The 25,272-nt window shown below is 70.5% G+C and carries 30 protein-coding genes; 18 read left to right on the top strand and 12 right to left on the bottom strand.

Translation table 11 applies throughout. The features are described 5' to 3' along the window. Positions 1-36: 36 nt before the first annotated feature. Entirely contained in the window at positions 37-1,347 is a 1,311-nt protein-coding gene (locus ABD156_RS07815) for an MFS transporter (RefSeq protein WP_344268206.1), read from the top strand. Here the strand turns inward: ABD156_RS07815 and ABD156_RS07810 are convergent. Continuing rightward, the gene (locus tag ABD156_RS07810; RefSeq protein ID WP_344268203.1) at positions 1,292-2,245 is read right to left on the bottom strand and encodes a helix-turn-helix domain-containing protein; all 954 of its coding nucleotides are present in this window, start codon (positions 2,243-2,245) and stop codon (positions 1,292-1,294) included. The two genes, ABD156_RS07815 and ABD156_RS07810, sit on opposite strands and share 56 nt — an antisense overlap. Positions 2,246-2,330: 85 nt before the next feature. On the opposite strand from ABD156_RS07810, the gene ABD156_RS07805 reads away from it, so the two are divergent. Next, entirely contained in the window at positions 2,331-2,918 is a 588-nt protein-coding gene (locus ABD156_RS07805; RefSeq protein WP_344268200.1) for a putative quinol monooxygenase, read from the top strand. On the opposite strand, the gene ABD156_RS07800 is transcribed toward ABD156_RS07805, so the two are convergent. Further along, complete coding sequence (locus tag ABD156_RS07800) at positions 2,857-3,624, bottom strand: MerR family transcriptional regulator (protein ID WP_344268197.1); 768 nt, start codon at positions 3,622-3,624, stop codon at positions 2,857-2,859. The genes ABD156_RS07805 and ABD156_RS07800 overlap by 62 nt on opposite strands. Before the next feature lie 53 nt (positions 3,625-3,677). On the opposite strand from ABD156_RS07800, the gene ABD156_RS07795 reads away from it, so the two are divergent. From ABD156_RS07795 to ABD156_RS07785, 3 genes are read left to right on the top strand one after another with little or no spacing between them, the layout of a single operon-like run. After that, entirely contained in the window at positions 3,678-3,944 is a 267-nt protein-coding gene (locus ABD156_RS07795; protein ID WP_344268194.1) for a hypothetical protein, read from the top strand. After that, positions 3,941-4,879, top strand: coding sequence for an ATP-binding cassette domain-containing protein (locus ABD156_RS07790; protein WP_344268191.1), 939 nt, complete (start codon positions 3,941-3,943; stop codon positions 4,877-4,879). The genes ABD156_RS07795 and ABD156_RS07790 overlap by 4 nt, the downstream gene beginning before the upstream one ends. Further along, on the top strand, positions 4,876-5,649 hold the full coding sequence (locus ABD156_RS07785; RefSeq protein ID WP_344268188.1) for an ABC transporter permease: 774 nt from the start codon (positions 4,876-4,878) through the stop codon (positions 5,647-5,649). The genes ABD156_RS07790 and ABD156_RS07785 overlap by 4 nt, the downstream gene beginning before the upstream one ends. A gap of 9 nt (positions 5,650-5,658) precedes the next feature. On the opposite strand, the gene ABD156_RS07780 is transcribed toward ABD156_RS07785, so the two are convergent. Then, entirely contained in the window at positions 5,659-6,741 is a 1,083-nt protein-coding gene (locus tag ABD156_RS07780) for a type VII secretion protein EccE (RefSeq protein ID WP_344268185.1), read from the bottom strand. Positions 6,742-6,894: 153 nt separating this feature from the next. On the opposite strand from ABD156_RS07780, the gene eccB reads away from it, so the two are divergent. The 3 genes from eccB to ABD156_RS07765 are packed head-to-tail and all read left to right on the top strand — an operon-like array spanning position 6,895 to position 9,664. Continuing rightward, a complete protein-coding gene (gene eccB / locus ABD156_RS07775; protein ID WP_344268182.1) occupies positions 6,895-8,301 on the top strand; it encodes a type VII secretion protein EccB in 1,407 nt (468 codons plus the stop codon). A gap of 38 nt (positions 8,302-8,339) precedes the next feature. Further along, on the top strand, positions 8,340-9,014 hold the full coding sequence (locus ABD156_RS07770; RefSeq protein WP_344268569.1) for a response regulator: 675 nt from the start codon (positions 8,340-8,342) through the stop codon (positions 9,012-9,014). Further along, positions 9,011-9,664 carry a response regulator gene (locus ABD156_RS07765; protein WP_116202251.1) on the top strand — a complete coding sequence of 218 codons (654 nt, stop codon included), beginning with the start codon at positions 9,011-9,013 and terminating at the stop codon, positions 9,662-9,664. Before ABD156_RS07770 ends, ABD156_RS07765 begins: the two co-directional genes overlap by 4 nt. 22 nt (positions 9,665-9,686) lie before the next feature. Here the strand turns inward: ABD156_RS07765 and ABD156_RS07760 are convergent, their stop codons facing one another. After that, the gene (locus ABD156_RS07760; protein ID WP_344268177.1) at positions 9,687-10,088 is read right to left on the bottom strand and encodes a DUF302 domain-containing protein; all 402 of its coding nucleotides are present in this window, start codon (positions 10,086-10,088) and stop codon (positions 9,687-9,689) included. 41 nt (positions 10,089-10,129) lie between these two features. Then, a complete protein-coding gene (locus tag ABD156_RS07755; RefSeq protein WP_344268174.1) occupies positions 10,130-10,924 on the bottom strand; it encodes a carbon-nitrogen hydrolase family protein in 795 nt (264 codons plus the stop codon). A gap of 84 nt (positions 10,925-11,008) precedes the next feature. On the opposite strand from ABD156_RS07755, the gene hisD reads away from it, so the two are divergent. The 3 genes from hisD to hisB are packed head-to-tail and all read left to right on the top strand — an operon-like array spanning position 11,009 to position 14,036. After that, on the top strand, positions 11,009-12,334 hold the full coding sequence (gene hisD / locus ABD156_RS07750) for a histidinol dehydrogenase (protein WP_344268171.1): 1,326 nt from the start codon (positions 11,009-11,011) through the stop codon (positions 12,332-12,334). Further along, positions 12,331-13,440 carry a histidinol-phosphate transaminase gene (locus ABD156_RS07745; protein ID WP_344268168.1) on the top strand — a complete coding sequence of 370 codons (1,110 nt, stop codon included), beginning with the start codon at positions 12,331-12,333 and terminating at the stop codon, positions 13,438-13,440. The genes hisD and ABD156_RS07745 overlap by 4 nt, the downstream gene beginning before the upstream one ends. Beyond that, positions 13,437-14,036: an imidazoleglycerol-phosphate dehydratase HisB gene (gene hisB / locus ABD156_RS07740; RefSeq protein ID WP_344268165.1), complete on the top strand. Its 600-nt coding sequence runs from the start codon at positions 13,437-13,439 to the stop codon at positions 14,034-14,036. Before ABD156_RS07745 ends, hisB begins: the two co-directional genes overlap by 4 nt. A gap of 210 nt (positions 14,037-14,246) precedes the next feature. On the opposite strand, the gene ABD156_RS07735 is transcribed toward hisB, so the two are convergent. Then, a complete protein-coding gene (locus ABD156_RS07735) occupies positions 14,247-14,984 on the bottom strand; it encodes an MBL fold metallo-hydrolase (protein WP_344268162.1) in 738 nt (245 codons plus the stop codon). Positions 14,985-15,001: 17 nt separating this feature from the next. Here ABD156_RS07735 and ABD156_RS07730 point away from each other — a divergent pair, with 17 nt between their 5' ends. Next, positions 15,002-15,160 carry a hypothetical protein gene (locus tag ABD156_RS07730; RefSeq protein WP_162836028.1) on the top strand — a complete coding sequence of 53 codons (159 nt, stop codon included), beginning with the start codon at positions 15,002-15,004 and terminating at the stop codon, positions 15,158-15,160. Positions 15,161-15,824: 664 nt separating this feature from the next. On the opposite strand, the gene ABD156_RS07725 is transcribed toward ABD156_RS07730, so the two are convergent. Together ABD156_RS07725 and ABD156_RS07720 are read right to left on the bottom strand one after the other, a co-directional pair. Beyond that, entirely contained in the window at positions 15,825-16,469 is a 645-nt protein-coding gene (locus ABD156_RS07725) for a GNAT family N-acetyltransferase (protein ID WP_344268157.1), read from the bottom strand. A gap of 44 nt (positions 16,470-16,513) precedes the next feature. Next, positions 16,514-18,697 carry an MMPL family transporter gene (locus ABD156_RS07720; protein ID WP_344268155.1) on the bottom strand — a complete coding sequence of 728 codons (2,184 nt, stop codon included), beginning with the start codon at positions 18,695-18,697 and terminating at the stop codon, positions 16,514-16,516. Between the two features lie 193 nt (positions 18,698-18,890). Here ABD156_RS07720 and ABD156_RS07715 point away from each other — a divergent pair, with 193 nt between their 5' ends. Further along, complete coding sequence (locus ABD156_RS07715) at positions 18,891-19,469, top strand: TetR/AcrR family transcriptional regulator (protein WP_344268153.1); 579 nt, start codon at positions 18,891-18,893, stop codon at positions 19,467-19,469. A gap of 70 nt (positions 19,470-19,539) precedes the next feature. After that, complete coding sequence (locus tag ABD156_RS07710; protein ID WP_344268151.1) at positions 19,540-20,355, top strand: class I SAM-dependent methyltransferase; 816 nt, start codon at positions 19,540-19,542, stop codon at positions 20,353-20,355. An 11-nt stretch (positions 20,356-20,366) separates the two neighbouring features. On the opposite strand, the gene ABD156_RS07705 is transcribed toward ABD156_RS07710, so the two are convergent. From ABD156_RS07705 to soxR, 3 genes are read right to left on the bottom strand one after another with little or no spacing between them, the layout of a single operon-like run. Continuing rightward, the gene (locus ABD156_RS07705) at positions 20,367-20,585 is read right to left on the bottom strand and encodes a hypothetical protein (protein ID WP_344268149.1); all 219 of its coding nucleotides are present in this window, start codon (positions 20,583-20,585) and stop codon (positions 20,367-20,369) included. A gap of 35 nt (positions 20,586-20,620) precedes the next feature. Further along, on the bottom strand, positions 20,621-21,163 hold the full coding sequence (locus tag ABD156_RS07700) for an RNA 2'-phosphotransferase (protein ID WP_344268147.1): 543 nt from the start codon (positions 21,161-21,163) through the stop codon (positions 20,621-20,623). A 46-nt stretch (positions 21,164-21,209) separates the two neighbouring features. After that, the gene (soxR, locus tag ABD156_RS07695) at positions 21,210-21,671 is read right to left on the bottom strand and encodes a redox-sensitive transcriptional activator SoxR (RefSeq protein ID WP_344268145.1); all 462 of its coding nucleotides are present in this window, start codon (positions 21,669-21,671) and stop codon (positions 21,210-21,212) included. Between the two features lie 53 nt (positions 21,672-21,724). Here soxR and ABD156_RS07690 point away from each other — a divergent pair, with 53 nt between their 5' ends. Both ABD156_RS07690 and ABD156_RS07685 read left to right on the top strand, forming a co-directional pair. Continuing rightward, positions 21,725-22,423: a thiamine pyrophosphate-dependent enzyme gene (locus ABD156_RS07690; RefSeq protein WP_344268143.1), complete on the top strand. Its 699-nt coding sequence runs from the start codon at positions 21,725-21,727 to the stop codon at positions 22,421-22,423. Continuing rightward, positions 22,423-23,313 (top strand): transketolase family protein, encoded by an 891-nt coding sequence (locus tag ABD156_RS07685; RefSeq protein WP_344268141.1) that lies wholly within the window; start codon positions 22,423-22,425, stop codon positions 23,311-23,313. Before ABD156_RS07690 ends, ABD156_RS07685 begins: the two co-directional genes overlap by 1 nt. 33 nt (positions 23,314-23,346) lie before the next feature. Here the strand turns inward: ABD156_RS07685 and ABD156_RS07680 are convergent, their stop codons facing one another. After that, complete coding sequence (locus ABD156_RS07680; protein ID WP_344268139.1) at positions 23,347-23,532, bottom strand: hypothetical protein; 186 nt, start codon at positions 23,530-23,532, stop codon at positions 23,347-23,349. A 128-nt stretch (positions 23,533-23,660) separates the two neighbouring features. On the opposite strand from ABD156_RS07680, the gene hisH reads away from it, so the two are divergent. Both hisH and priA read left to right on the top strand, forming a co-directional pair. Next, positions 23,661-24,284 carry an imidazole glycerol phosphate synthase subunit HisH gene (gene hisH / locus ABD156_RS07675; RefSeq protein ID WP_344268567.1) on the top strand — a complete coding sequence of 208 codons (624 nt, stop codon included), beginning with the start codon at positions 23,661-23,663 and terminating at the stop codon, positions 24,282-24,284. A 152-nt stretch (positions 24,285-24,436) separates the two neighbouring features. After that, positions 24,437-25,168 carry a bifunctional 1-(5-phosphoribosyl)-5-((5-phosphoribosylamino)methylideneamino)imidazole-4-carboxamide isomerase/phosphoribosylanthranilate isomerase PriA gene (gene priA / locus ABD156_RS07670; RefSeq protein ID WP_344268137.1) on the top strand — a complete coding sequence of 244 codons (732 nt, stop codon included), beginning with the start codon at positions 24,437-24,439 and terminating at the stop codon, positions 25,166-25,168. The last annotated feature ends 104 nt before the right edge of the window (positions 25,169-25,272 follow it).

Below are 25,272 nucleotides of genomic sequence, written 5' to 3'. Positions count from 1 at the left end.
CTGGAACCTTGCCGGGCTGCTGCCCAGGCTGGCGGCATGAACGATTCACGCCGCTGGACCGCGCTGGCGGTCCTGCTCGTCGCGGAAGCGATGAACCTCCTCGACACCACCATCGTCCAGGTCGCCGCGCCCGCGGTGCACGCCGAACTGGGCGGTGCGATCTCCTTCTACACCGTCGGATACACGCTGCCGTTCGCGCTTTTGCTGATCACCGGCGGACGCCTCGGCGACATTCTCGGCCGGCGCCGCACTTTCCAGTTCGGCATGGCCGGTTTCGTCCTCGCCTCGGCCCTGTGCGCGGCCGCGACCACGCCGGAGTTCCTGCTCGTTTTCCGGGCGCTGCAAGGAGCTTCGGCGGCCTTGGTGATCCCGCAGACGATCGGGCTGATCCGCGTCCTGTTCGACGGCGCGGCCCGGGCGCGGGCGCTCGGCATGATCGGCCCGGTGATGGGACTGGCCGCGGTGAGCGGTCCGGTCCTCGGCGGGCTGCTGACCGACGCCTGGACGTGGCGGTCGGTGTTCCTGGTGAACGTCCCGCTCGGACTCGCCGTGCTCGCCGCGTCCGGGCTGCTCACGGAGGACCGTTCGGCTGCCCGGCCGCGACTCGACCTGCTCGGGACCGGCCTGGTCGTCGTGGGTGCCGGGCTGGTGGTCTATCCGCTCCTCACGCAGTGGAACGGCTACCTCGTCTCCGCCGGAGTGGTTGTACTGGTGGTTTTCGCTCTGCAGCAACGGTTTCGCGGTGGTCTGATCGAGCGCGGCCTCTTCCGCGGCCTGGGTTTCCCCTCAGGGCTGCTGACGTCAGTGCTGTTCTTCGCCGTGATGACCGGCCTGACCCAGGTCGTCGTCCTGTTCCTGCAACTGACCCAGCACGCGGACGCCCGGACCGCCGGACTCTCGTTGCTGCCGTGGTCGTGCGGGCTGGCGGTATCGTCCTTTGCGGCCGGACGCTGGCTGGTCCCGCGTTTCGGCACCCGGATTCTCTTTGCCGGCGCGGGATTCCTGGCCGTGGGGATCGCCGGGATCGCTTTGGGCTGGCCGCTGCTGCTCTCGCTGGCGATCGCGGGAACGGGAACCGGGTTGTTCACCGTGCCCTTCTTCACTGCGGCATTGGCCCTCGTGCGTCCTTCGGAAACAGGTTCGGCGGCGGGTCTGCTGAACGCGGTGCAGCAGCTCGGCGGAACTGTCGGAGTCGCCGTGCTGACAACGGTTTTCCTCGCCACCGAGGTAAAAGTCGCGTGCTGGACGGCCGTCGGCCTGACCGTCGCGGCCGGGCTGACCGCGATCGGGCTCACTCGCGGAACGCGCGCCGATAGTCCGTCGGAGCCGTCCCCAGCCGGAGTGTGAAGTGGCGGCGGAGGTTGGCCGCCGAGCCGAGGCCGCTGCGTTCGCCGATCAGGCCGATCGGCAGGTCAGTGGATTCCAGCAGGCTGCGGGCGTGCAAAACGCGCTGGTCGAGCAGCCATTGCAACGGCGTCGTCCCGGTGGCTTCGTGGAACCGGCGGACGAACGTGCGCGGGCTGACTCCGGCCTGGCGGGCCAACTGCTCGACAGTCAACGGCTGGTCGAGGTGTCGCGTCGCCCAGTGCAGCACCGGACCGAGCCCGGCGTCGTCGGTCTCCGGCACGGTGGCGGAAACGTACTGCGCCTGCCCGCCGCCGCGATGCGCGGGCAGCACCATCCGGCGCGCGACCTCGTTGGCGACGTGCGCGCCGAGGTCGTTGCGCACGACGTGCAGGCACAGGTCGATCCCCGCACTGCGTCCGGCGCTGGTGAGCACCTGCCCGTCGTCCACGTAGAGCACCGACGCGTCCACCTGGACCTGCGGGTGCAGCATGGCGAGCGTGGCGGCGTACATCCAATGCGTCGCCGCACGCCGGCCGTCCAGCAGCCCCGCCGCCGCGAGCGCGAACGCGCCGGTGCACAGCGAAACGATCCTTGCGCCCGCGTCCGCGGCCTCTCGGATCGCGCTGACCAGATTCGCCGGGATGGGCTGTCCAGTTTGGACACACGCATACGGCAAAGCGGGCACCAGCACGGTATCGGCGTCCTTGAGCGCGTCGAGACTGTGGCCGGCGTGGTGCCGGAAGCCGAACTCGGTGCGGGTTTCCGGCTTCGCCGCGCAGAACCGCAGCTCGTACCAGGGGTCGGCGAGGTCGGTCCGGGACGGCCCGAACACCTCCGCCGCGATGGCCAGCTCGAACAGCGGCATGTCGTCGACCAGCGCGACCCCGACGGTTCGCATGGTATCGAGGATACGGCAGGAATTATGCGGAAGGAGTCAGTCCTGCCACTCGTGCCGGCGTCGGCGCGGTGGCAGATTCGCTGCGGTGACCGTCGTGGAACTCCGCCAGTACACCCTCCGTCCTGGACAGCGGGACGTCCTGATCGATCTTTTCGACCGTGAGCTGCTGGAACCGCAGGAAGCGGCAGGCTGCACGGTCGTCGGCCAATTCCGGGACGAGGACGATCCGGACCGCTTCGTGTGGTTCCGTTCCTTCGCGGACATGACGGCCCGGCACGCCGCACTGACCGCGTTCTACCTCGAAGGCGAGGCCTGGCGGAAACACCGCGACGCCGCCAACGCCACCATGCTCGACAGCGACAACGTCCTGTTGCTCCGCCCCGAAGTTGACTTCCCGCCTTTGCCCAGGCCCGTCGATGCTGCGTCATCACGAATCCTGGTGCTGATCGGCCCGGCTTCTGCCGACTTCCCCAAGCCGTTCGCGTCCTTCGTCACCGAACCAGCGGAGAACACCTTCCGCGCGCTTCCGGTGCGGGAAGGAGAGAACGTCCGGGTGGGAGTCTGGGTTTTCCCTGACCTGGCCGCGCTGCGGGCTTTTGAGCGCGGGTTGCCTACGACCGATCAGGTGCAGCGGCTTCGTTTGGCTCCGACGTCGCGTTCTTCGCTTCGCTGAGCCGTTGCGTGACGAGCTGGTCGAGACGTTTCCACGCGGGGCTGCCGCGGTGCCCGGAGAGCAGCTCGACGACTTGGCGGGGCACCTTCCGGAAGTCCGGCAGATCAGACGGCAACGGCATCCGCCGCGCGAGCGCCGCCGCGGTGACGGCGATCGCTTCGAGCCGGGGATCGTCGGGACTCCAGTCGATCGCCTCGTCGTAATCGCGCAGGACCGCGACGTACTCCGGATCGTCCAGCAACGCGGTCCGGCTGGCGAGGATCGCGCTGCTGACGTCCGGGGCCAGCGCGCAGGCGAGGATCCAGCCGTCGCGGATCGCGTTCTCGTGGCGTTCGGACAGCCCGATCGGCCGCAGCCGCTCCATGAACGCGACGGCTTCCGGCGGGAGACAGAGCCGATCGGGCCGGTCGAGATCCCGCAACCGGACGCGACGTCGCTGAAGCTGCCGGATCCGGTCGCGCAATTCGGCGTCGATCTGCTCAATCGCGGTCTCGTCGGCGTCGAGCACCTGGGGAATGCGCGCCAGCGGGACGCCGGCCTGGGCGAGCGTGACGATGCGGGCCAGATCGATGACCGCCTGCGCGTCGTAACGGCGATACCCGGAGGCGTCGCGCTCGGGCTCGGGGAGGAGCCCTTTGGCGTGGTAGACGCGGACAGCCTTGGCCGAAACCCCGGCTTGGCGGGCGAGCTGGCCGATGGTGAGCATGCCCCAGTATCGCTCTTGACCTTGTCCCCGGGGCAAGGTTGGAAGCTGGCGGCATGGCTGATTACGACACCCTGCGCGCGCTCGCCGACGAGGGCAACGAGACCGCACTGGACCGCCTCGCCGACCTCGCCGACGGCTGCGGCGACCTGGCGCAGCTGTCCGAACTGCTCGACGAGGGCAGCGAGTACGCCGGACGGCTGCTGACCCGTCGAGCGGTGGCGAACCGCGACCTGCGCGAGCTTCAGCGGCTGTCCGACGCGGGAAGCAGCGACGCCGAGGCCGAGCTGGAACGGCTCCTTCGCGCGGGACGCGAGTCGTGACCGACGCGATCGTCGCGACCGGGCTGCGCAAGACCTTCGGGAAAACCGTCGCGCTGGACGGGGTTTCGTTCGCCGCGCCGCGCGGAACGGTGTTCGCGCTCCTCGGTCCGAACGGTTCCGGCAAGACAACACTGGTGCAGCTGCTGTCCACACTCCGGCTTCCTGACTCCGGGAGCGCGCGAGTGCTGGGGCACGACCTGCGCGCGGCACCCGCCGAGGTGCGTGCCGGGATCGGCGTGACCGGTCAGTTCGCGGCCGTCGACAGCATGCTCACCGGCGAGGAAAACCTGCTGTTGATGGCGAAACTCGGCCATCTGTCCCGCACCGAGGGACGTGCGCGCGCTCGTCGCTTGCTGCAACGGTTCGATCTCGCCGACGCGGCCGCCCGCCCTCCTTCGGCGTACTCCGGCGGGATGCGCCGCAGGCTCGACATCGCGATGACGCTGATGGGCGACCCGGCCCTGATCTTCCTCGACGAGCCGACCACCGGGCTCGACCCGCGCAGCAGGCAGACGATGTGGCAGATCGTCCGCGAACTCGTCGCCGAAGGCGTGACGGTCTTCCTCACCACCCAGTACCTCCAAGAGGCCGACGAACTCGCCGAGCGCGTCGCCGTGCTCGACCACGGCCGTATCGTCGCGGCGGGCACTCCCGCCGAGCTGAAACAACGCGTTCCCGGCGCGCACCTGACGCTTCGGTTCGCGACGCCCGCCGATCTCCGCACCGCGGCGCTGGCGCTCGCCGGCAGCACTTCCGACGAAGACGCGCTCACCCTGCGCGTGCCGATGACCGACGGCGGCGGAGCGATCAAACGAGTCCTCGACCGGATTCCCGACCGCGTCGACGTCGAGGACGTCACGGTGCACACGCCCGACCTCGACGACGTGTTCTTCGCCTTCACCACGACCGCCGCAGACCTCGGGAGGACCCGATGACGATCGCCGACTCGTCCGCGATGGTCGGCCGGGAGCTGCGGCATCTCGTCCGCTACCCGCTGTTCGTGGCCGCCTCGGTCGCCTTGCCGGTGCTCATGTTCGTGTTGTTCGTCTACGTGTTCGGCGGCTACGTCGGAGCGGGTCTGCGCGGGTCCGGCAGCGCGCTCAGCTACGTCGACTTCCTCACGCCCGGCATCCTCGTCATGACCGTCGCCGCTGGGGCTCTGCCGTCCGCCGTCAGCGTGTCCACCGACATGTCCGAAGGCATCATCGACCGCTTCCGCACCATGCCCATCGCCCGCGGCGCGGTCCTCACCGGACACGTCGTCGGCGGCGTCGTCCGCACGGCGCTCGCGGCTGTCCTGCTCACCCTGGTCGCGCTGCTCGTCGGATTCCGCCCCGGCGGCGGCCCGCTCGGCTGGCTCGCCGCGGCCGGGATCGTGCTCGCCTTCGCGTTCGCGCTGACCTGGCTGGCGGTCGCGATCGGCTTGGCGGCCAAGACTCCCACCGGGGCCAACAGCCTGACCCAGATCATCTCGACGGTGCTGCCGTTCCTGTCCAGCGCGTTCGTGCCGACGGAGTCGATGGCGGCCGGTATTCGCTGGTTCGCCGGATTCCAGCCGTTCACTCCGGTGGTCAACAGCGTCCGGGCGTTGCTGACCGGCGTTCCGGCCGGCAGCGACGTGCTGTTCGCGCTGGCGTGGTGCGTGGTTATCGCCGGTGCCGGTTACACGTGGGGGCTGCGGTCGTTTCGTACGAAGACCGCGTGACCGTGGTGCTCAGGTCAGCGCGAGCGGCAACGTCCGCCGCACCGCGGCCCCGTGCCCGCCGTGCAGCGGAACCACCGAAACCCCCTGCGGCACCGGTACTTCCACCGCTCGAGCCCCCACCCGAATGGTCAGCTCCAGCTTCTCCCGCCCGCCCGGCGTCCGCCGCAGCGTCGCGGACGTGGCGGTGAACGCCGCTCCCGGCACCGCCACCCCGAGCGTCCGCGCAAGACCCCGCGCGGACCGAGGCGAATAGCACGTCTGCGTAAGCCCGCCCCACTTCCAAGCGCGCCACAAATCCCCGTCCGACTCCGGATCGCCGGTCGAAACCCCCAACGCCACCCGAAGCTCGTTGGTCAGCTCACCGGCCTCCAGCACCGTCGACGGATACCCCGACTCCGCCAGCGCCACCATCAAACTCAACGCCGCGCTCGCGGTACTCCGCAACGCCCCCAGTTCACCGCCGCCGCGCGCGAGGGCGGCGATCGGCGCGTCCTCCGGCCGGTAGCGCACCGCGAGCCAGCGCACCCGGTACACCCGCGAATCCCTTGGCACCGCCCAAGTCAGCAGCTGCGCGGCGGCCAGCGGGATGTCCGTGTTCTGGAATGTCGTGCGGAGGATCGCCAGCAGTTCGTCCGTCGACGGTTCCCCGGCACCAGGGGTGAGCCGGACGATCGCGCTCCAGTCGCCGTCGACCTCGGCGACGCCGAAGCGGTTGCCCGCGCGGTCGACGTGCTGGCGGACCTTCACCGGACCGGCGATGCGCAGCAAAGCGTCCGGGCTGTGGCGGCGGCTGTCGTGCCGGCGCAGGCGATGCGCGAGCCACGTCCACGCCCACCCGGCGAAATGCCGTCCGGCGACCCGCACCGACGTCGTCACCACCAGCAGCCCGGCCAGCGCGGCGACGGTGATCCGTACCGGCTCGGCCAGGCCGTGCACGGTGAACGCGAGCAGCAGCGCCAGCGCGGCAATCTCCCACCCGGCTGCCTGCAGCGGGCGGATCGGCAGCAGCCACGGCCACGGCGCGGTGCCCGAAATCCCGGCGGTCCCGGGAGCGCGGGCAGGAGCCGGGGCAGGCGGCGCGGACACGGACAACGCATTCCCCTCTTCCCCGGGCAGCGACCCGGCCCCGCGAACGCTAGCGTCCCCGCGCGGGCGCGTGGGCGTAAAAATTACCCTCGTGCGCGCCCGGCGGAGCTGTCTAGCCTGCGCGAGAAGCGGATGTGATCTCCAGGGGGCCGGGACAGCGTGTGGACGCAGCGGGACCAGATCCAGGCGTACCAGTTCCTGCGCCGCCGTCTCGTGTCCGCGCTCGTCGCCGCGGACGCCAACCATCCGGTGTCGCCCAGCCGCCGGCTCGTGCTCGGCACGGTGCTCGGCGTCGGCGCGGCCCTGCTCGTGACCGCGGTGTTCGGGGTGATCGGCCTGGTCAGCCCGTCCGGCGGGAAGGACTGGCTGGCCGGCGGCAAAGTGATCGTGGAAGCGGACAGCGGGGCGAGATTCGTGCTCGGCGCGGACGGTGCGGTGCACCCGGTGCTCAACTACGCGTCCGCGCGGCTGCTGGCGGGCGGCAACGGCCATGAGACCGTCACAGTTCCCGCCGAAAAGCTCGGCACCGCCCCGCGCGGGACGCAGATCGGGATCGTCGGCGCGCCGGATTCGTTGCCCAGCACGCTGATCACCACCCCGTGGACCAGCTGCAGCCGCACCACCCAGGACGCGCCCGCCTCGGCCGAACCGCTCGTCGCCGTGCTGCTGGAAGCGGCGGCGTCCGGGGTCGAACTGCCGCGCGATTCGGGCGTGATCGTCCGCGTCCCGCAGGGCGGCCGGTTCCTCCTCGCGGGCGGCCACCGGTACCGGCTGAGCGACGAAGCCGCGGCGGCGCTGCAATTCGACAGTTATCCGACGATCACGGTGTCCGCGCGCTGGATCGACACCGTGCCCGCCGGACGGGACCTCGGCGAGATCCCGGTCGACGGCGCCGGAAACCGCGGCCCGCGCGTCGGCACGCAGGAGACGCGCGTCGGCCAGGTGCTGTCGGTCGTCGACCCGATGGCCGGGGCGGCCACCGCCTCGACCTACTACCTCGTCCGCCCGGACGGTCTCGAACCCGTCGGCCAGACCCAGGCCGCGCTGCTCGTCACGACCCCGGCGAACGAATCGGCGTACTCGGGCCGCCCGGAACCGGCGCGGGTGCGCGCGGCGGACGTCGCGGCGGTGAAGAAGGTGAGCGAATCCCGTTCCGGCGGCGCGGATCCGGCGGCCTATCCGGACCGGATCCCCGGCAAGGCGCCGATCACCGGCAGCGCGGTGACCCTGTGCGCGCAGAACGGCCGCGTGACGGTCTCGGCGGATCTGCCGGTCCCGGCAGGCGCCCGCGCGCTGCCGGTGCAGAGCCGGACCGACGCCAGGGTCGCGGATGTCGTCTACGTTCCGCCCTCGCGCGGCGCGGTCGCGACGGACGCCGGGTCCGGCACGATTTATCTCGTCACGGACACAGGACGAAAATATCCGGTGGCGAACGGGACGGCGCTCACGTCGCTGGGCTACGGTTCTGGGTCCGGGCATCCGGTCGCGGGCGGGCTTCTCGCGCTGATGCCGACCGGTCCCGCGCTCGATCCCGCCGCGGCCCGGCAGCCTGCGGGAACGGGGTGAGCGAGCCGGTGACCACGACAGCGCAGCGACCCAGTGACGTGGGGGAGCCGGAACCGGAACCGCTGGCTCCCGGTGCCGTCCAGGTGGCCGTGATCGAAGACCATCCGCTGTACCGCCGTTCGGTGGAGCGCGTCCTCATCGAAGCGCCGGACGTCGAACTGGGCGCGGTGGTCGACTCGGTGGCCCGTTTCCACGTCGCGCGCCAGCCGGCCGGGAGCGTCGTCCTCCTCGATCTCGGCCTGCCGGGCGTCGCCGGTGCGGCCGCGGTGCTCGAAGTGGCGGAGTTGGGCCATCACGTGCTGGTGGTGTCCGCGCAAGCCGAACCGGAGACGGTGCTGGCCGCGATCGCCGCCGGCGCCAAGGGATTCCTGTCGAAGGACGTCGACGTCGACGAGTTGCTCATCGCCATCCGCGCGGTCGCGGGCGGCGGCGCGTACGTGTCGGCCGTCGTCGCCGGAATGATCATCAAGGACAACACCGATCGCCCGGTCACGCGGCCGGAAATGGAGCTGTCGCCGCGCGAAGTGCAGGTGCTGCGGCTCGTCGCGGCAGGGGAACGGGACGTCGACATCGCGCGGATCCTCGACATCGGCGTCCGCACCGTGCGCGGCTATCTCGACCGGATCCGCGACAAGACCGGCGAACGGCGGCGCCCCGGCCTCGTGAAAGAAGCCATCCGCCGCGGGCTGGTGGGGAAGGAAACACTGAGGTGAAAGCCGACGAGGGGCGGCGCCGGAGCGGACCCATCCAGGTCGGGGTGATCGAAGACCACCCGCTGTACCGGGACGCGGTCGCACGCGTGCTGAACGAGGCCCCGGACATCGAACTGGTCGCGGTAGCCGACTCCGTGGCGCGGTTCGCGGTACAGGACCAGCCGCCGGGCAGCGTGGTCGTGCTCGACCTGAAACTGCGCGGCGTCCAGGACGCGGCCGCGGTGCTCGAGGTGGGGCAGATGGGGCACAAGGTGCTCGTGGTGTCCGCGCACGCGGAACAGCCGGAAGTCCTCGGCGCGATGCAGGCCGGCGCCAAGGGATTCCTGTCGAAGGACGTCGACGGGGACGAGCTGCTGCGCGCGATCCGGACCATCGCGGAGGACAACGCCTACGTCTCGCCGACGCTGGCCGGGATGATCATCCAGGACAGCGACGAACGGCACGCGGGACCGAAGATCGTGCTTTCGGAACGGGAAAAGCAGGTCCTGCGCCTGGTGGCGGCGGGGGAGCGGGACGTCGACGTGGCGGAGATCCTGGACATCAGCGTCCGGACGGTCCGGTCGTATCTGGACCGGATCCGGGACAAGACGGGGGAACGACGCCGGGCGGGGTTCGTGCGGGTGGCGATCCGGGAAGGGTTGCTGCGCTGAGGTTTCGCGGGTGTTCCGGCGGCTAGGGAGCCGCTGCCCGCTCGACGAGATGTGCCAGGCCTGACTCGATGGCTTCGAGTGCTTGCTCGCTTCCGGCGCCGAGCCCGTGCCGGTCGGCGAGCCACCGCGCGTCGTTGTACGTCAGCCAGACCTGTCCTGCTTCGTCCTGCCAGGCGAGTGCCTTCACCGGAAGGTCGATGCCGCTGGTCTGCCGGTCCAGCATGAGCGGGGTGCCGCCTTTCGGATGGCCGAAGATCAGCAGTTCGGTCGGCCGCAGTTCCGTCCCGGCTCGAGCCGCGTTGCCCGCGTGGTCGATCCGGGCGAACACGAGCAGGCCCGCGCCGGCGAGCGCGGTTTCCAACCGGTCGATCGTCACTCCGACGGACCAGGCGCTGGCGACCGTGATCATGCCGTGGTCAGTCATCGCGTCCTTCCGCCACTCGGGTTCCTGAAGCGGCCGCGAATTCACAGCCGCCGGTTCGCCAACGCCCCAGTAGCCGTCCGAGCCTTCCCGGCCACCTCCGGCTCCACGTCCACCACCAGCATCTCCACCCCGGCCCCAGCCTGCGCCTCCACCCGGCCGAAACCGTCCGCCACCAGCGAGTACCCGATCCCGGTCGGCGCCTTCGGATTGACCTCCACCCCCGTCACCGAAGGATCAGCCTGCCCGCAAGCCGCCACCCAGCACCCGGAATCCAGCGCCCGCGCGCGCACCAGCACTTCCCACTGCTCCCGCTTCCCGGCGCCCGCGCCCCACGAAGCCGGAACCGCCACCACGTCCGCCCCGTCGTCGGCCAGCCGCCGGAACAGCTCCGGGAACCGCAGGTCGTAGCAGGTAGCGACGCCGAACACGGTCCCCTCCGCGGAGAACGTCACGACCTCCGACCCCGGTGCGACAGTGTCCGACTCCGCGAACCCGAACGCGTCGTACAGGTGGATCTTGTCGTACCCGAGATGCTGCCCCAGCCCGGTGACCAGCAGCGTGTTCCGCACCCGGCCGTTGTCGGCGGGCGTGAACATCCCCGCGATCACCAGCACGTCGTGCTCCGCCGCGATCGAAGCCACCGCCGACGCCCACGGACCGTCCAGCGGCTGCGCCACCGGAGCCAGCGGGCGGCCGAAGCGGGCCATCGTCGCCTCCGGGAACACCACCACGCGCGCTCCGGCGGCAGCGGCGCCCTCCACGCCGGAGCGAACCGTTTTCAGGTTTTCTTCCGGGTCGTCGCCCGAGTTGAGCTGGCACAACGCGATCCGGGGCACACGAGCCTCCCTGGTCCGGGGACAGCGGGTCGACACCGAGTATCCCTGCCGGGAGCGCGCGGGCCACCTCGTACCCTGGTGTCCATGTTGAACCGCACCGACCTGCGCGGGCAGGTCCCCTCCGCTGCCGAGCTCCGTGCCGCGCTTCCGCGCGCCGAGTACGACGTGGACGCGGCGCTGCATCATGTCCGGCCGGTGGTCGAGGCCGTGCGGGATCGCGGGGTCGAGGCGGTTCTCGAGTTCACCGAGCGGTTCGACAAGGTGCGCCCGGAGACGGTCCGGGTGCCCGCCGAGGAGCTGGCCAAGGCACTGTCCGAGCTGGACCCGCAGGTCCGCGCCGCGCTGGAGGAGTCCATCAAGCGCGCCCGGAAGGTGCACTCGGACCAGCGCCGCCAGGACGTCACGACGCAGGTCGTCCCCGGCGGCACGGTCACCGAGCGCTGGGTGCCGGTCGATCGCGTCGGCCTGTACGCGCCGGGCGGGCTGGCGGTGTACCCGTCGACCGTGGTGATGAACGTCGTCCCGGCTCAGCTGGCCGGCGTGCGCTCGCTGGTCGTGTGCTCGCCGCCGCAGGCCGCGTTCGGCGGACGGCCGCACCCGACGATCCTGGCCGCGGCCGCGCTGCTCGGCGTGGACGAGGTCTGGGCGGTCGGCGGCGCGCAGGCGGTCGCGCTGGTCGCGTACGGCGGCGTCGACACCGACGGCGCCGAGCTGGCCCCGGTCGACATCGTGACCGGGCCGGGCAACATCTACCTCACCGCGGCCAAGCGCTTGGTCCGCGGCGTGATCGGCATCGACTCCGAGGCCGGTCCCACCGAGATCGCGATCCTCGCCGACGAGACGGCCGACCCGGCGCACGTCGCCGCCGACCTGATCAGCCAGGCCGAGCACGACCCGCTGGCCGCGAGCGTCCTGGTGACCACCTCGGAGGAGCTGGCCGACGCGGTCGACCGCGAACTCGTCACCCGCGTCGCCGCGACGAAGCACTCCGAGCGCGTCGGACAGGCGCTGGGCGGCAAGCAGTCCGGCATCATCCTGGTGTCCACTGTGGACGACGGCCTGCGCGTGGTGGACGCGTATGCCGCCGAGCACCTGGAAATCCAGACCGCGAACGCGCGCGAAGTCGCCGCCCGGGTGCGCAACGCCGGCGCGATCTTCGTCGGCGCGTACGCCCCGGTTTCGCTGGGCGACTACTGCGCGGGCTCGAACCACGTGCTGCCCACCGGCGGGTTCGCGCGGCACTCCTCGGGCCTGTCGGTGCAGAGCTTCCTGAAGGGGATCCACGTCGTGGACTACTCCGAGGACGCCCTGCGCGAGGTCGCCCCCCGTGTCGTCGCCCTCGCCGACGCCGAAGACCTGCCCGCCCACGGCGAAGCCGTCACCGCACGTTTCGAAGGAGACGGCCGATGAACGAAGCCATCCCCGGCGGCGAGGTCACCCTCGCCGAACTCCCGCTGCGCGACGACCTGCGGGGCCGCACCCCGTACGGCGCGCCGCAGCTGGACGTCCCGATCCGGCTCAACACCAACGAAAACCCGTACCCGCCGCCGCCCGAGCTGGTCGACGACGTCGCCGAGGCCGTCCGCGCCGAAGCCGCTTCGCTGCACCGGTACCCGGACCGCGACGCGGTGGCGCTGCGCACCGATCTGGCGGACTACCTGACGGTGTCCACGCGAGTGGTGCTGTCCGAGTCCAACGTGTGGGCGGCGAACGGGTCGAACGAGATCCTGCAGCAGATCCTGCAGGCCTTCGGCGGTCCCGGCCGCACCGCGCTGGGCTTCGAGCCGTCGTACTCGATGCACCCGATCATCGCGACCGGCACGCGCACGGACTGGCTGCCGGTGCCGCGCCGCGCGGACTTCTCGCTCGACACCGAGCAGGCCGCCAAGGCGGTCGCCGAACGCAAGCCGGACATCGTCTTCGTGACCAGCCCGAACAACCCGACCGGCGGGTCGATCCCGCTGGACCAGCTGCGCGGCGTGCTCGACGCGGCTCCGGGGATCGTCGTGGTGGACGAGGCGTACGCGGAGTTTTCTTCGCAGGCCAGCGCGATCGAGCTGATCTCGGAGTACCCGGCGAAGCTGATCGTGTCGCGCACGATGAGCAAGGCGTTCGCCTTCGCCGGCGGCCGCCTCGGCTACCTCGCCGCCGCGCCGGCCATGGTGGACGCCCTGCAGCTGGTCCGCCTGCCGTACCACCTTTCCAAGGTCACCCAGGCGGCCGCCCGAGCCGCCCTCCGGCACGCCGACGCCACCCTCGCGTCGGTGCACCGGCTCTCCGCCGAACGCGACCGCGTCGTGGAAGCCTTGCTGGGCTTGGGTTTCACCCCGGTGCCGAGCGATGCCAACTTCGTCCTTTTCGGACAGTTCAGCGACGCGCCGGCCAGCTGGCAGTCCTATTTGGACCACGGCGTGCTGATCCGGGACGTGGGCATCGAAGGCCACCTGCGGGTGACCGTCGGCACCCCGGAGGAGAACGACGCCTTCCTCGAGGCGAGTAAGGAAATCAAGCGATGAGCCGCGTCGGAAAGATCGAGCGCACCACCAAGGAATCGTCCATCCTGGTCCAGCTGGACCTCGACGGGACCGGCCAGGTGGACATCGCCACCGGCGTGCCGTTCTACGACCACATGCTCACCGCGTTCGGCGTGCACGGCTCGCTGGACCTGAAGGTCGAAGCGACCGGCGACGTCCACATCGACGCCCACCACACCGTCGAGGACACCGCGATCGTGCTCGGCCAGGCACTGCGCCAGGCCCTGGGCGACAAAAGCGGAATCCGCCGATTCGGCGACGCGTGGATCCCGATGGACGAAACGCTCGCCCACGCCGCGATCGACGTCTCCGGCCGCCCGTACTGCGTGCACGTGGGGGAGCCGGAGGAGTACAACACGTTCACCATCGGCAACAACTACCCCTTCGTCCTGACCCGGCACGTGTTCGACTCGCTGGCGTTCCACGCGCAGATCGCCCTGCACGTGCGCGTGATCCACGGCCGCGACCCGCACCACATCGCGGAAGCGGAGTACAAGGCGGTGGCACGCGCGTTGCGGGCGGCTACGGAGCCGGACCCGCGGGCGGGCGGGATTCCGTCCACGAAGGGCGTGCTTTAACGGCTCACGCGGGCACCGTGCGCGGCGTAGGCGACCGGACCGGGAAAGTGTTTGGCCGCAGGACGAACCGCGTCGCGCGGGGTGAGCGTGACACAGGTGTGCGGGTATTGTGCCTGTGTTTCTGGCGGGCGCGAGGCTGTCGCGAGTGTGTTGTGGGCAGCGACGGATCGATCTGCGGGCGGGGCTCCGTCCAGCGATGTGCCTACCGGCTCATACGCGGAACACTGTGCGCGGCGCGGCGTAGGCGACCGGACCGGGAAAGTGTTCGGCGGCAAGACGAACCGCGTCGCGTGGGGTGATCGTGTGGCCGAGATGCGTGAGCACCAGTCGTGCGGCTCCGGCGGCCGCGCGGCCTGCTTCCGCCGGAGTCAGGTGTTCCGCGGACGGCTCGATGCTGTCCGCTTCGCACAGGAACAGATCCGTCCCCTCGGCTAACGTCGACAGCGCCTCGCACGGTCCGGTATCCCCGGAGTACGCGAAAGTCCGCTCCCCGTCAGTGATCCGCACCCCGAACGCCGGGAACCCGTGCGACACGGCCACCGTCTCCAACTGCAGGCCGCCGACCCGGGTCCGGCGCCCGTCATGCAGCTCCCGCACAGCGAACGCCTCCTCGATCGGCGCGCGGCCGGTGTTGCTGAGAAACGCGGAGATCCGCGCCGCGGTCCCCGGCGGGCCGTAGAGCGGGATCGGGCGTCGCAGCCGCAGATCGGCGAACAACAGCGCGTACACCGCCGGTAACAGATCCGCGACGTGGTCCGCGTGCAGATGCGAGATCCAGATCGCGTCCAGCTCCGCCGGCGAGACGTGTTCCTGCAGGGCAGCGAGGGTGCCGGGCCCGGCGTCGAGCCAGATCGCGGTGTCCTCGTGGCGCACCAGGTACCCGGAACACGGGGCGTCCGGGCGGGGGTACGGTGTCGCACTGCCCAGTACCGTCACGGTGAAGGCCATGTGGCACGCTAACCCCTGTGAGCAAAGAGCTGATCGCGGTCCTGCTGCTGGCCCTCGGCGGCTTCCTGGCCGGCGGGGTCTACTCGCTGTGGAAGACCGCGAAGTTCTTCGCCGTGGTGCTGGGCATCGCGGCGGTGCTGGCGATCGGCGGGGCCATCGCCTGGCTCGTCAGCTGACTGGGCCGGACCTTCTCGCAGCTGCCCCGCGCTTCTCCGCGACTGACGGGGACGGCTCCGCATCTGACGCTCGCCTCCCCACGACTAACGCACACCCCCTGCACCTCACGCGGGCCTTCCCGCGACTAATGCGCGTCTTCGCACCTGCTGTGGGTTCTTCCCGCCGCGAACGTGCGACTCTCCGCCTCTGACGCAGGCCCCGCACACGCCGCGAACGTGCGGCTCTCCTCTCCTGACGCGGACCCCGCGACGACGTGCGGCTGTGCGCACGTGACACAGGCCCCGCACGCAACAAACGCGTGCCTTTCCGCGCCTGACGCGGGGCCTGTCTTGCGATGAACGCGTGTCTCTCCGCGTCTAACGCGGGGCCCGCCTTGCGATGAACGCGTGCCTTTCCGCGTCTAACGCGAGGCCCGCCTTGCGATGAGTGCGTGCCTTTCCGCGCCCAACACGGCGCCTGCCTTGCGATGAACGCGTGCCTCTCCGCACGTGACACGGCGCCTGCCTTGCGATGAATGCGTGCCTTTCCGCGTCTAACGCGGGGCCTGCCCTGCGATGAACCCGTGCCTCTCCGCACGAGACGCGGGCCTTCGCCGCCACTAACGCGCGCCCTCCCCGCGAACCAACCCCAGCTTCCCCCTAACGACCGCGAGCCCCCACCGACCTACGATTCCAACGGCTGATAAATGCACTCCGCCAACGTCGCGTGCTTCTTCCACCCCAACGTCTCGTACAACGCCCGCCCGGCATCGGTGGCCCCGAGAACGCCGAGCACCGCACCGTCCGCCACCGCGCGATCGGCCAGTGTGCGCATCACGAAACCGCCCAGTCCGCGTCGCTGGTGGGCCTCCTCGGTCGCCACCCGGTCCACGATCACCGCGTCGCCGACCTTCGCCATCTGGCCCTTCGCCGCCTGCTCGCCCGACGCGTCCAGCACCCGGAGGAACGTGACGGCTCCGCTGGTCTCCGCCGTCACGGTGTAGCCCTCCGGCGCGACCGGGTTCGTCGCCAGCAGATCCGTCGCCATCAGATGGCCGGTGTCCTGCCAGGCGACGATCCAGCCCTCCGGCATCCACGGCTCGAGCGTCTCGGGTTCGGCGGGCGTTTTCAGCCACGTCCGAGGTGCGCTGACCGCGCCCGCGGCGGCGCGGACCAGCGATTCCTCAGCCACCGGCAGGACGTGCCTGCCGACCTCCGCGGGATTGTCCGGGACCTCGACGAAAAGCCCCCATGGCTTCTCGACCGGCGGTGGTGTCTGCCGCGACAACGCCCATCCCGCTACCCAAGTCCGCACCGTGTCTTCGATCATGAAACCAGGGTACGAACCACCACCGACAAAAATCCGGCAGAAGGTCAGACCCGCGTCAGCTCGCGTTCGTCGTCGCCGGGCGCGCCGAGTTCGCGCACCAGGCCCTCGCCCTCGACGTCGACGTTCGGCAGGATCCGGTCCAGCCACTTCGGCAGCCACCACGCACCGCGTCCGAGCAGAGACATCACCGCGGGCACGATGGTCATCCGGATCACGAACGCGTCCACCAGCACGCCGAAGGCCAGCGCGAACCCGATCGACTGGATCAGCGTCGACTCGGCCAGCACGAACCCGGCGAACACCGAGATCATGATCAGCGCCGCCGCCACGACGACCCTTGCCCCGTGCCGGAACCCGGTCACCATCGCTTCCTGCGGCTCGGCTCCGTGCACGTGCTCCTCGCGCATCCGGGTCACCAGGAACACCTGGTAGTCCATCGCGAGCCCGAACAGGACGCCGATCAGCAGGATCGGCAGCATGCTCATGATCGGCCCGGTCGAGGCGACGCCGAGCAGGTCGGTGAGCCAGCCCCACTGGAACACCGCGACGACCGCGCCGAACGTCGCGACTACCGAGCCGAGGAACCCGAGCGTCGCCTTCAGCGGCACCACGACGGACCGGAACACCAGCATCAGCAACAGGAACGCCAGTCCGACGATCAGCGCGAGGTAGGGCAGCATCGCGTCGGACAGCTTCTGCGAGACGTCGATGTTGGCCGCGGTCTGGCCGGTCACCGCGAGGCTGCCGCCGGTGTTTTCTTGCAGCGGACCGGATTGCGCGCGGATCGCCGACACGAGGTCCTCGGTCTGGGTGCTGCTCGGGCCGCTCTTCGGGATCACCGTGAGCACCGCGGTGTCCCCAGCGGGATTGACCTTCGGCGGCGTCACCGCGGCGACGTCCGGCAGCTTGGCGATGTCCGCGGCGGCCTGCTTCAGCGACTCGGGATTGTGGTTCGGGCCGGTGTCGACGACGACCAGCAGCGGTCCGTTCGCGCCCTCGCCGAAGCCCTTGCTGACCAGGTCGTACGCCTTGCGCTGGGTGGTGTCCGGCGCAGCAGTCGAGTCGTTGGGCAGGCCGAGCTGCATGCTCAGCGCGGGAATCGCGACCACGGCCAGTCCGACGAGCGCGGCCAGCAGGACCGGAACCCGGTGCCGCGCAACGAAACGCGCCCAGCGTTCGCCGTGCGTCGGGCCTTCGGTGCGGCGGCGCACCCGGATCTTGTTGCTGCCGACGCGAGCGCCGGCGAAGCCGAGCACAGCGGGCAGCAGCGTCAGCGCGATGAGCACGGCGACCACGACGGTCGCTGCGGCGGCCACGCCCATCTGGCCCAGGAACGGAATGCCGACCACGGTCAGCCCGGCCAGCGCGATGATCACGGTGAGCCCGGCGAACACCACAGCGGAACCGGCGGTGCCGACAGCTCGACCGGCGGCTTCCTCGGGCTCGCGCCCCTCGGCCAGTTCGTGCCGATACCGGGAAACGATGAAGAGCGCGTAGTCGATGCCGACCGCGAGCCCGATCATCAACGCCAGCACCGGAGTGTTGGAGTTCAGCTCCATCGAACCGGAGGCGAGCATGATGCCCGCCATCCCGACGCCGACCCCGATCAGCGCGGTGAGCAACGGAATCCCGGCGGCCAGCAGCGAACCGAAAGTGATGATCAGGACGACCGCCGCGACCGCGACACCGAGCCCTTCGGTGGCCCCGGTCGCCGGGATGCCCTGCACCGCGTCGCCGCCGTACTCGACCTGATATCCCAGCTGCTTCGCGTGATCGCCGGTGGCGAGCAGCGCCTGGCGGTCGGCGTCGCTGAGCTCGAAGCCCTTGGCCTGGTAGCTCACCTGCGCGAGCGCGACCCGGCCGTCCGGAGAAACCGACTTCGCCTGGAACGGGTCGACGACCCCGGCCACCTTCGGCGCGGACTTCAGCTTGCCCACCACGCCCTCGACGGCCGCCTGGCCCGCCGGGTCGGTGATCTTCTGCCCGTCCGGGGCGGCGATCGCGACGCGCGCGGTGCCGCCGCCGGCCGCGGCCTGCGGGAAGTTCTCGGCGAGCCGGTCGATCGCCTGCTGGGATTCGGTGCCGGGAATGGTCACCGAATCCGACAGCTTGCCCGACAGCGTGAGCGCGCCCGCGCCCAACGCCACGAGGACAAGCGCCCAGACCGCCGCCACGAGGGCCCGGCGGCGGAACGACAGCCTGCCGAGCCGGTACAGGAAGGGTGCCACGAGTCGTCTCCGTTCGCGCCCGAAGCGGGCTCTCCGCACTGGAATCGCCCTTTCGAAGCTAGCCGTTCGGCAAGGAGCTGCCAAGCCGATCGGCTAGGATGTGACTAGCCGCACGGCAAGTTTCGGACTAGTCGCTCGGCAAGTATCATGATGTGCTGCGGAGCTGCGCACTCCGCTTGAGGAGGAGGGCGCGATGACGACCGTCGAACCGGTCGCGGACACCCGCACCAGGCTGCTCGCCACCGCACTGCGGCTGTTCTCCGAGCACGGCGTGGAGGGCACGTCGCTGCAGATGATCGCCGACGAGCTGGGCGTCACCAAGGCCGCGGTGTACTACCACTTCAAGACGAAGTCGGAGATCACCGAGGCGGTCGCGGAGCCGGGCATCCGGGAGCTGGACCACCTCGTCGTCGAGGCCGCGAAGCATCCGCGGCACGGCGCGCGGGTGGACCATCTGGTGGACGGTTTCGTCGATCTCGTAGTGCGGCACCGGGTGCTGGTCGCGCTGTTCTCCAGCGACCCCGGCATCGACGCGGCGCTGGCGAAATCGGTGCACGGCGTCGAAGGGTTCAAACAGGCGCTGATCTCGATCGTGGCCGGCGGGCCGGAGCTGGACGTGACCGCCCGCGTGACGGCGATCGTGGCGTTCACCGGCATCGCGATGGCGGGCGGGGCGCCGGACCTGGCCGAGGTGGACGACGAAACCCTGCGCCGGGAACTGGTCCGGGTCGGCAGGCGGCTGCTTGGCAGGCCTCGCCGCCGGGTCTGCTGAGCACCTCCAGAATTCTCGAATGCTGAGAACGCTGTTGCAGTATTTGGGAACACGCTCCTAATCTCGAAGCATGCCTTCGGAAAGCAGCTACGGGCAGGGGCACGCGGAAAGCGTTGTACGTTCACAGCATTGGCGCACCGTCGACAATTCGGCGGCCTACCTCGCACCGGAACTGCTTCCCGGGCGGAGCGTGCTGGACGTCGGCTGCGGTCCCGGGACGATCACGGTGGACATCGCCCGCCGAGTAGCCCCTGGAGAGGTGCTCGGCATCGATTTGTCGGAAGCCGTTCTTGAGCAAGCGCGGGCGCACGCGCAGCGCGAAGGCGTCTCCAACGTCCGGTTCGAGCGCGCCGACATCACGGCGGCGCCGGCGGTCGGCCGGTTCGACATCGTGCACGCCCACCAGGTGCTGCTGCACCTGACCGAACCGGTGGCAGTGCTGCGGCACATGCTGGCGCTGGCCAAGCCCGGCGGGGTCGTCGCCGCCCGCGACACCGACTACGCCGCGGCGTTCTGGTGGCCCGCGGACTCGCGGCTGGACCGCTGGCTGGAGGTCTACCGCGCGGTCGCGCACGGCAACGGCTCCGAGCCGGACGCCGGACGGCGGCTGCTGGCCTGGGCGCACGCTGCGGGCGCGCCTGACGTCCGGCCGAGTGCCTCCATCTGGTGCCATTCAACGCCGGAGGAACGGGCGTGGTGGGGCGGCATGTGGGCGGACCGGATCCTGGACTCCAAGATCGCCGAACAGGCCGTGGCAGGCGGGTACGCGTCCGCCGAAGACCTCCGCGAGATCTCCGACGCGTGGCGGGAGTGGGCGGCGGATCCGGACGGCTGGTTCTCGATCCCGCACGGAGAAATCCTGTGCCGCGTGGCCGAAACCGGCTGAAACGCGGCGGACTACGGCAGCCGGGAGTCCTTCAGCGCTTCGGCCGCACGTAGTTCCTCGGCGCTCAACTGGTCCGCGGAAATCTGGACGACGGAGCGGAAACGGCGGCACACCGGGCATCGCTGCAACCGGCGGTCACCGAGCCGGATGGCCTTGAGCGACACGAACGGAATCCAGATCGTGGAGAAATAGTGGCCTTCGCTGCACTGGACGATCGTGTAATCAGCCATAGCCACCTCCTCCGTCTCGACGGACTCAGTATGCGCTACTCAGCCAGAAACTCCGCCGGAACCGCCGAAGTAAGCCACACGCCGTTGTCACTCACCTGAAACGCATGCCCGCACGCAGCCATCTCCCCGGCCGCGACCGTCAGCACCACCGGTTTCCCGTGCCGCGAACCGACTTTCCACGCCGTCTCGCGGGTCGCCGACAAATGCACCGCGTGCCGTTTCATCGGCCGCAGCCCCTCCGCCCAGATCGACGGCAGGAACCGCGTCGCCGTGCCGTGAAAGAGGATTTCCGGCGGCACAGCGTCGGACAGTTCCAGGTCGACGCTGACGCTGTGCCCTTGGCTGGCGCGGATCAGCGTCCGCGTCTCGTCGAAGGCGAACCGCTGTTTCGCGCAGTTCGCGACGACCTCGTCCAGCTCCGCGCGGCTCACCGGGAAGCGGTGCCGGGCCAGCGCCGCGAGCAGTTCGGCGACCGTGACCCAGCCGCCGGGGGCGAGAGTCAGGCCGAGGCCCGCGGGATCGTGGCGCAAATGCCGGGAAAGCCGTTTCGATACCCGGGTTCGATGTTTCTCGTTCATTTCGACCCGCAGTAACCCACACCGACGCCCTGGCGCGCAACGGAATTCAGATGCCGCCCTCCAGAACCGGGCGGAGCTTGCTGGCGCCGGGGCCGAACCGGGCGAGTTCGTCGTCCGCGTTGTATAGGCCGCAGCTGCGCAGCGACAGGCATCCGCAGCCGACGCAGCCGGTCAGCCGGTCCCGCAGCCGCTGCAGCGCGTCGATCCGGGCGTCGAGTTCGGTCTGCCATTCGCGCGACAGCCGGGCCCAGTCCGCCTTCGTGGGCGCGTGGTCCGCGGGGAGCGTCTCCAGCGCCGCGCTGATGTCTTCCAGCGACAGCCCGACGCGCTGCGCCGCGCGGATGAACGCGATCCGCCGCAGCACCGAGCGCGAGTAGCGGCGCTGGTTGCCCGCCGAGCGCTCGGACGTGATCAGGCCGCGCTCCTCGTAGAACCGCAGCGCCGTGTGCGGGACTCCGCTGCGTTCCGCGACCTGCCCGATGCTCAGCTTGTCCGCCAACCTCGTCATTGCTTCAGGTTAGCGCTTGACCTTCAGTTTGGTCGAGGTTGCATGGTCGGGACATGACCACGACGACATCCGAGCCGGGCTACGCGGACCTGCCCCGGCTGATCTCCCTGATGACCGGCGACGACAAACACCACGCGGCCGCGGAGTCCACAGTGGACGTCCTGTGGGTGCTGTTCGACCGCGTCCTCCGCCTCGGCCCGGAGACCGCCCGCCAGCCCGGACGCGACCGGTTCCTGCTGTCCAAGGGGCACGGTCCGATGGCGTACTACGCGGTGCTCGTCGCGAAAGGCTGGCTGGACGAGGACGAATTGGCCGACTGGAGCTCGGCGCGCTCGCGGCTCGGCCACCATCCCGACCGCGTCCGCGCGCCGGGCGTCGAGATCTCCAGCGGCTCGCTCGGCCACGGCCTGCCGATCGCCATCGGCACCGCGCTCGGCCTGCGCGCCCGCCGGTTCAGCTCGCGCATCGTCACGCTGATCGGCGACGCCGAACTCGACGAGGGCTCCAACCACGAGGCGATCGTCGTCGCCGCGCGGCTCGGGCTCGACAAGCTGACCGCGGTGGTCGTGGACAACCAGTCCTCGAGCCACGGCTGGCCTGGCGGCATCGCGCGCCGCTTCGAAACCGAGGGCTGGGCCGTGCGCACCGTGTCCGGCCGCGATCACGAAGCGCTGTACGACGCGTTCACCACCCCTCATCCCGGACGGCCGCTCGCGGTCGTCGCCGTCGTGGAACCGAAAGGCGGGCACTGATGCCGAACATGCGGGACACCTTCCTGTCCACCGCGGAAGAAATCGTCAACACCGACCCGGACGTGGCGGTCGTGCTCGCCGACATCTCGGCCGCGTCGCTCGCCGAGACCGCGCGACGGCATCCGGACCGGGTGATCAACGTCGGGATCCGCGAGCAGCTGCTCGTGAGCACCGGCGCCGGCCTCGCGCTCGCCGGACTGCGGCCGATCGTCCACACCTTCAACGCGTTCCTCGTGGAGCGCGCGTTCGAACAGATCAAATTGGACCTCAGCCACCAGGAACTCGGCGCGGTGCTGGTGTCCTACGGCGCCTCCTACGACATGCCGATGGAGGGCCGCACGCATCAGGCTCCCGGCGACGTCGCGCTGATCGATTCCCTGCCCGGCTGGTACGTGCACGTTCCCGGCCATCCCGAGGAGGCGCGGCGGCTGCTGCTCGATTCGGTGCCGGGGGACAGCCGGACGTATCTGCGCCTGTCCGCGCAGGAGAATTCCGCGCCGCACCTCGGCGTCGGGCTGCAGACGGTCCGCACGGGCACGCGCGGCGTGGTCGTCGCGGTCGGCCCGATGCTGGACCGGGTGCTGGAAGCGACCGAGGGCATGGATGTGACGGTGCTCTACACCTCGACCGTGCGCCCGTTCGACGCCGAAGGACTGCGCGCCGCGGTGCCGGACGTCGCCGATGTGGCGCTGGTGGAGCCGTACCTCAAGGGAACGTCCGCGCATTGCGTCGCCGACGCGCTGGCCGACCGGCCGCACCGGCTGCTGAACCTCGGCACCCGCCGGGACACCGAGGTGCGGATCTACGGCACGCTCGCCGACCACGATCTCGTGCACGGGCTCGACGCGGGTTCGATCGCGTTGTCCCTCAAGGAATTTTTCACCGGATAAGGCGAGATTCCGGCAGCGGGCAACCGCCCGCGGTCACCAGCCGCCGTCGACGCGCCGCACGGGGGTCGCCGTGCGCGCGGCCGACCGGCGCGCCAGGTCGATCTCCGCGCGGGTCTTCTGCAGCGGGATCGTCAGTTCCCTGAACTGCGGGAACGGCACGCTGTCGATGTCGTCCCGCCATGCTTGGAACATTCGGCACAGCAGGTCGGACTCGGACATCTCGGCCTCTTTTCCGGGTCCGGGCGCCGGCGGCGCCACACGTAGCCTGGTGGGTACCCGATCGGGGCGAGAACGAAACGGCCTCGGAACGAAATTCTCTCGGGGACTAGGCTCGGGCTGTGTCTCGTGTGGTGATCCTCGATTACGGTTCCGGAAATCTCCGCTCCGCCGAGCGCGCCGTCGAGCGCGCGGGCGCCGAGGTGGAGGTCACCGCGGACCCGCACGCCGCGCTCGAAGCCGACGGCCTCGTGGTGCCCGGCGTCGGCGCGTTCTCCGCGTGCATGAGCGGGCTGCTGGGCGTGCACGGGCACCGGATCATCGGCAAACGGCTGGCCGGCGGACGTCCGGTGCTCGGCATCTGCGTCGGCATGCAGATCCTGTTCTCGCGCGGCGTCGAGCACGGCGAGGAGACCGAGGGCACCGGCGAATGGCCGGGCACGGTAGAGCGCCTGCACGCCGACGTGCTCCCGCACATGGGCTGGAACACCGTGCGCCCGCCCGCCGATTCGCAGCTGTTCGCCGGGATCGACCCGGAGGAACGGTTCTATTTCGTGCACTCCTACGCCGCGCGGAAGTGGGAGCTGGACTCCGGCCTCGCCGGCCAGCAGCCCAAGGTGACGTGGGCCAACCACGGCGAGGATTTCGTCGCGGCGGTGGAGAACGGGCCGCTGTGGGCCACCCAGTTCCACCCGGAGAAGTCCGGCGACGCGGGGGCGCGGCTGCTGCGCAACTGGCTCGGCACGCTGGCGTAAGCGGACGGGAACTCTGCTGCGGCAGGCGGATGTGCTGCTGCTCACGTTGTCGGCGCTTGGCGGTCCGCCGTACCGCCTAACTTGCCGACGCCGTCGGGGCGAGCGGATATCCCCCGGACGGTGCGCCCGGCCCCGCCGCATAGTCTGTGCGCGTGACTTTCACGCTCCTTCCCGCAGTTGATGTTGCCGACGGCCAGGCGGTCCGACTCGTCCAGGGCGAGGCGGGCACCGAGACTTCCTACGGCAGTCCGCTCGAAGCGGCTCTGCAGTGGCAGCGCGACGGCGCCGAGTGGATCCATCTGGTGGACCTCGACGCGGCGTTCGGCAAGGGCAGCAACCGCGAGCTGCTCGCCGACGTCGTCAAGCGGCTCGACGTGCAGGTGGAGCTGTCCGGCGGCATCCGCGACGACGCTTCGCTCGAGGCCGCGCTCGCCACCGGCGCGCGCCGGGTCAACCTTGGCACCGCGGCGCTGGAGGACCCGGACTGGACGGCGAAGGTCGTTTCCGAATACGGCGACCGCGTCGCGATCGGGCTCGACGTGCGGATCACCGAGGCCGGGCACCGGCTGTCCGCGCGCGGCTGGACGTCCGACGGCGGCGACCTGTGGGAGGTCCTGGAGCGGCTCGACCGCGACGGGGCCAGCCGGTACGTCGTCACCGACGTGAGCAAGGACGGCACGCTGCGCGGCCCGAACCTGGAGCTGCTGCGCGAGGTCGCCGCCCGCACCGACGCGCCGGTCATCGCCTCCGGCGGAGTGTCCAGTGTGGACGATCTGCGCGCGCTGGCCGGGCTGGCGTCGGACGGTGTCGAGGGCTCGATCGTCGGGAAGGCGCTGTACGCGGGCGCTTTCACGCTGCCGGAGGCTCTCGCCGCGGTTCGCTGACGGCGGGAGTTGCTGCGAGGCAACGGAAATCACTCGGCCCGGTCGAGCGCTAGCCGCCCGGCGGGTCCGGCCTTCCTGTCGGAGCGGTTCGGCCGGGCGAGATT

It is taken from the genome of Amycolatopsis albidoflavus (assembly GCF_039525725.1).
GTDB lineage: Bacteria > Actinomycetota > Actinomycetes > Mycobacteriales > Pseudonocardiaceae > Amycolatopsis > Amycolatopsis albidoflava.
Note: the sequence above shows the minus strand (reverse complement) of the source record. Positions and strands in the feature narration are given on the sequence as shown.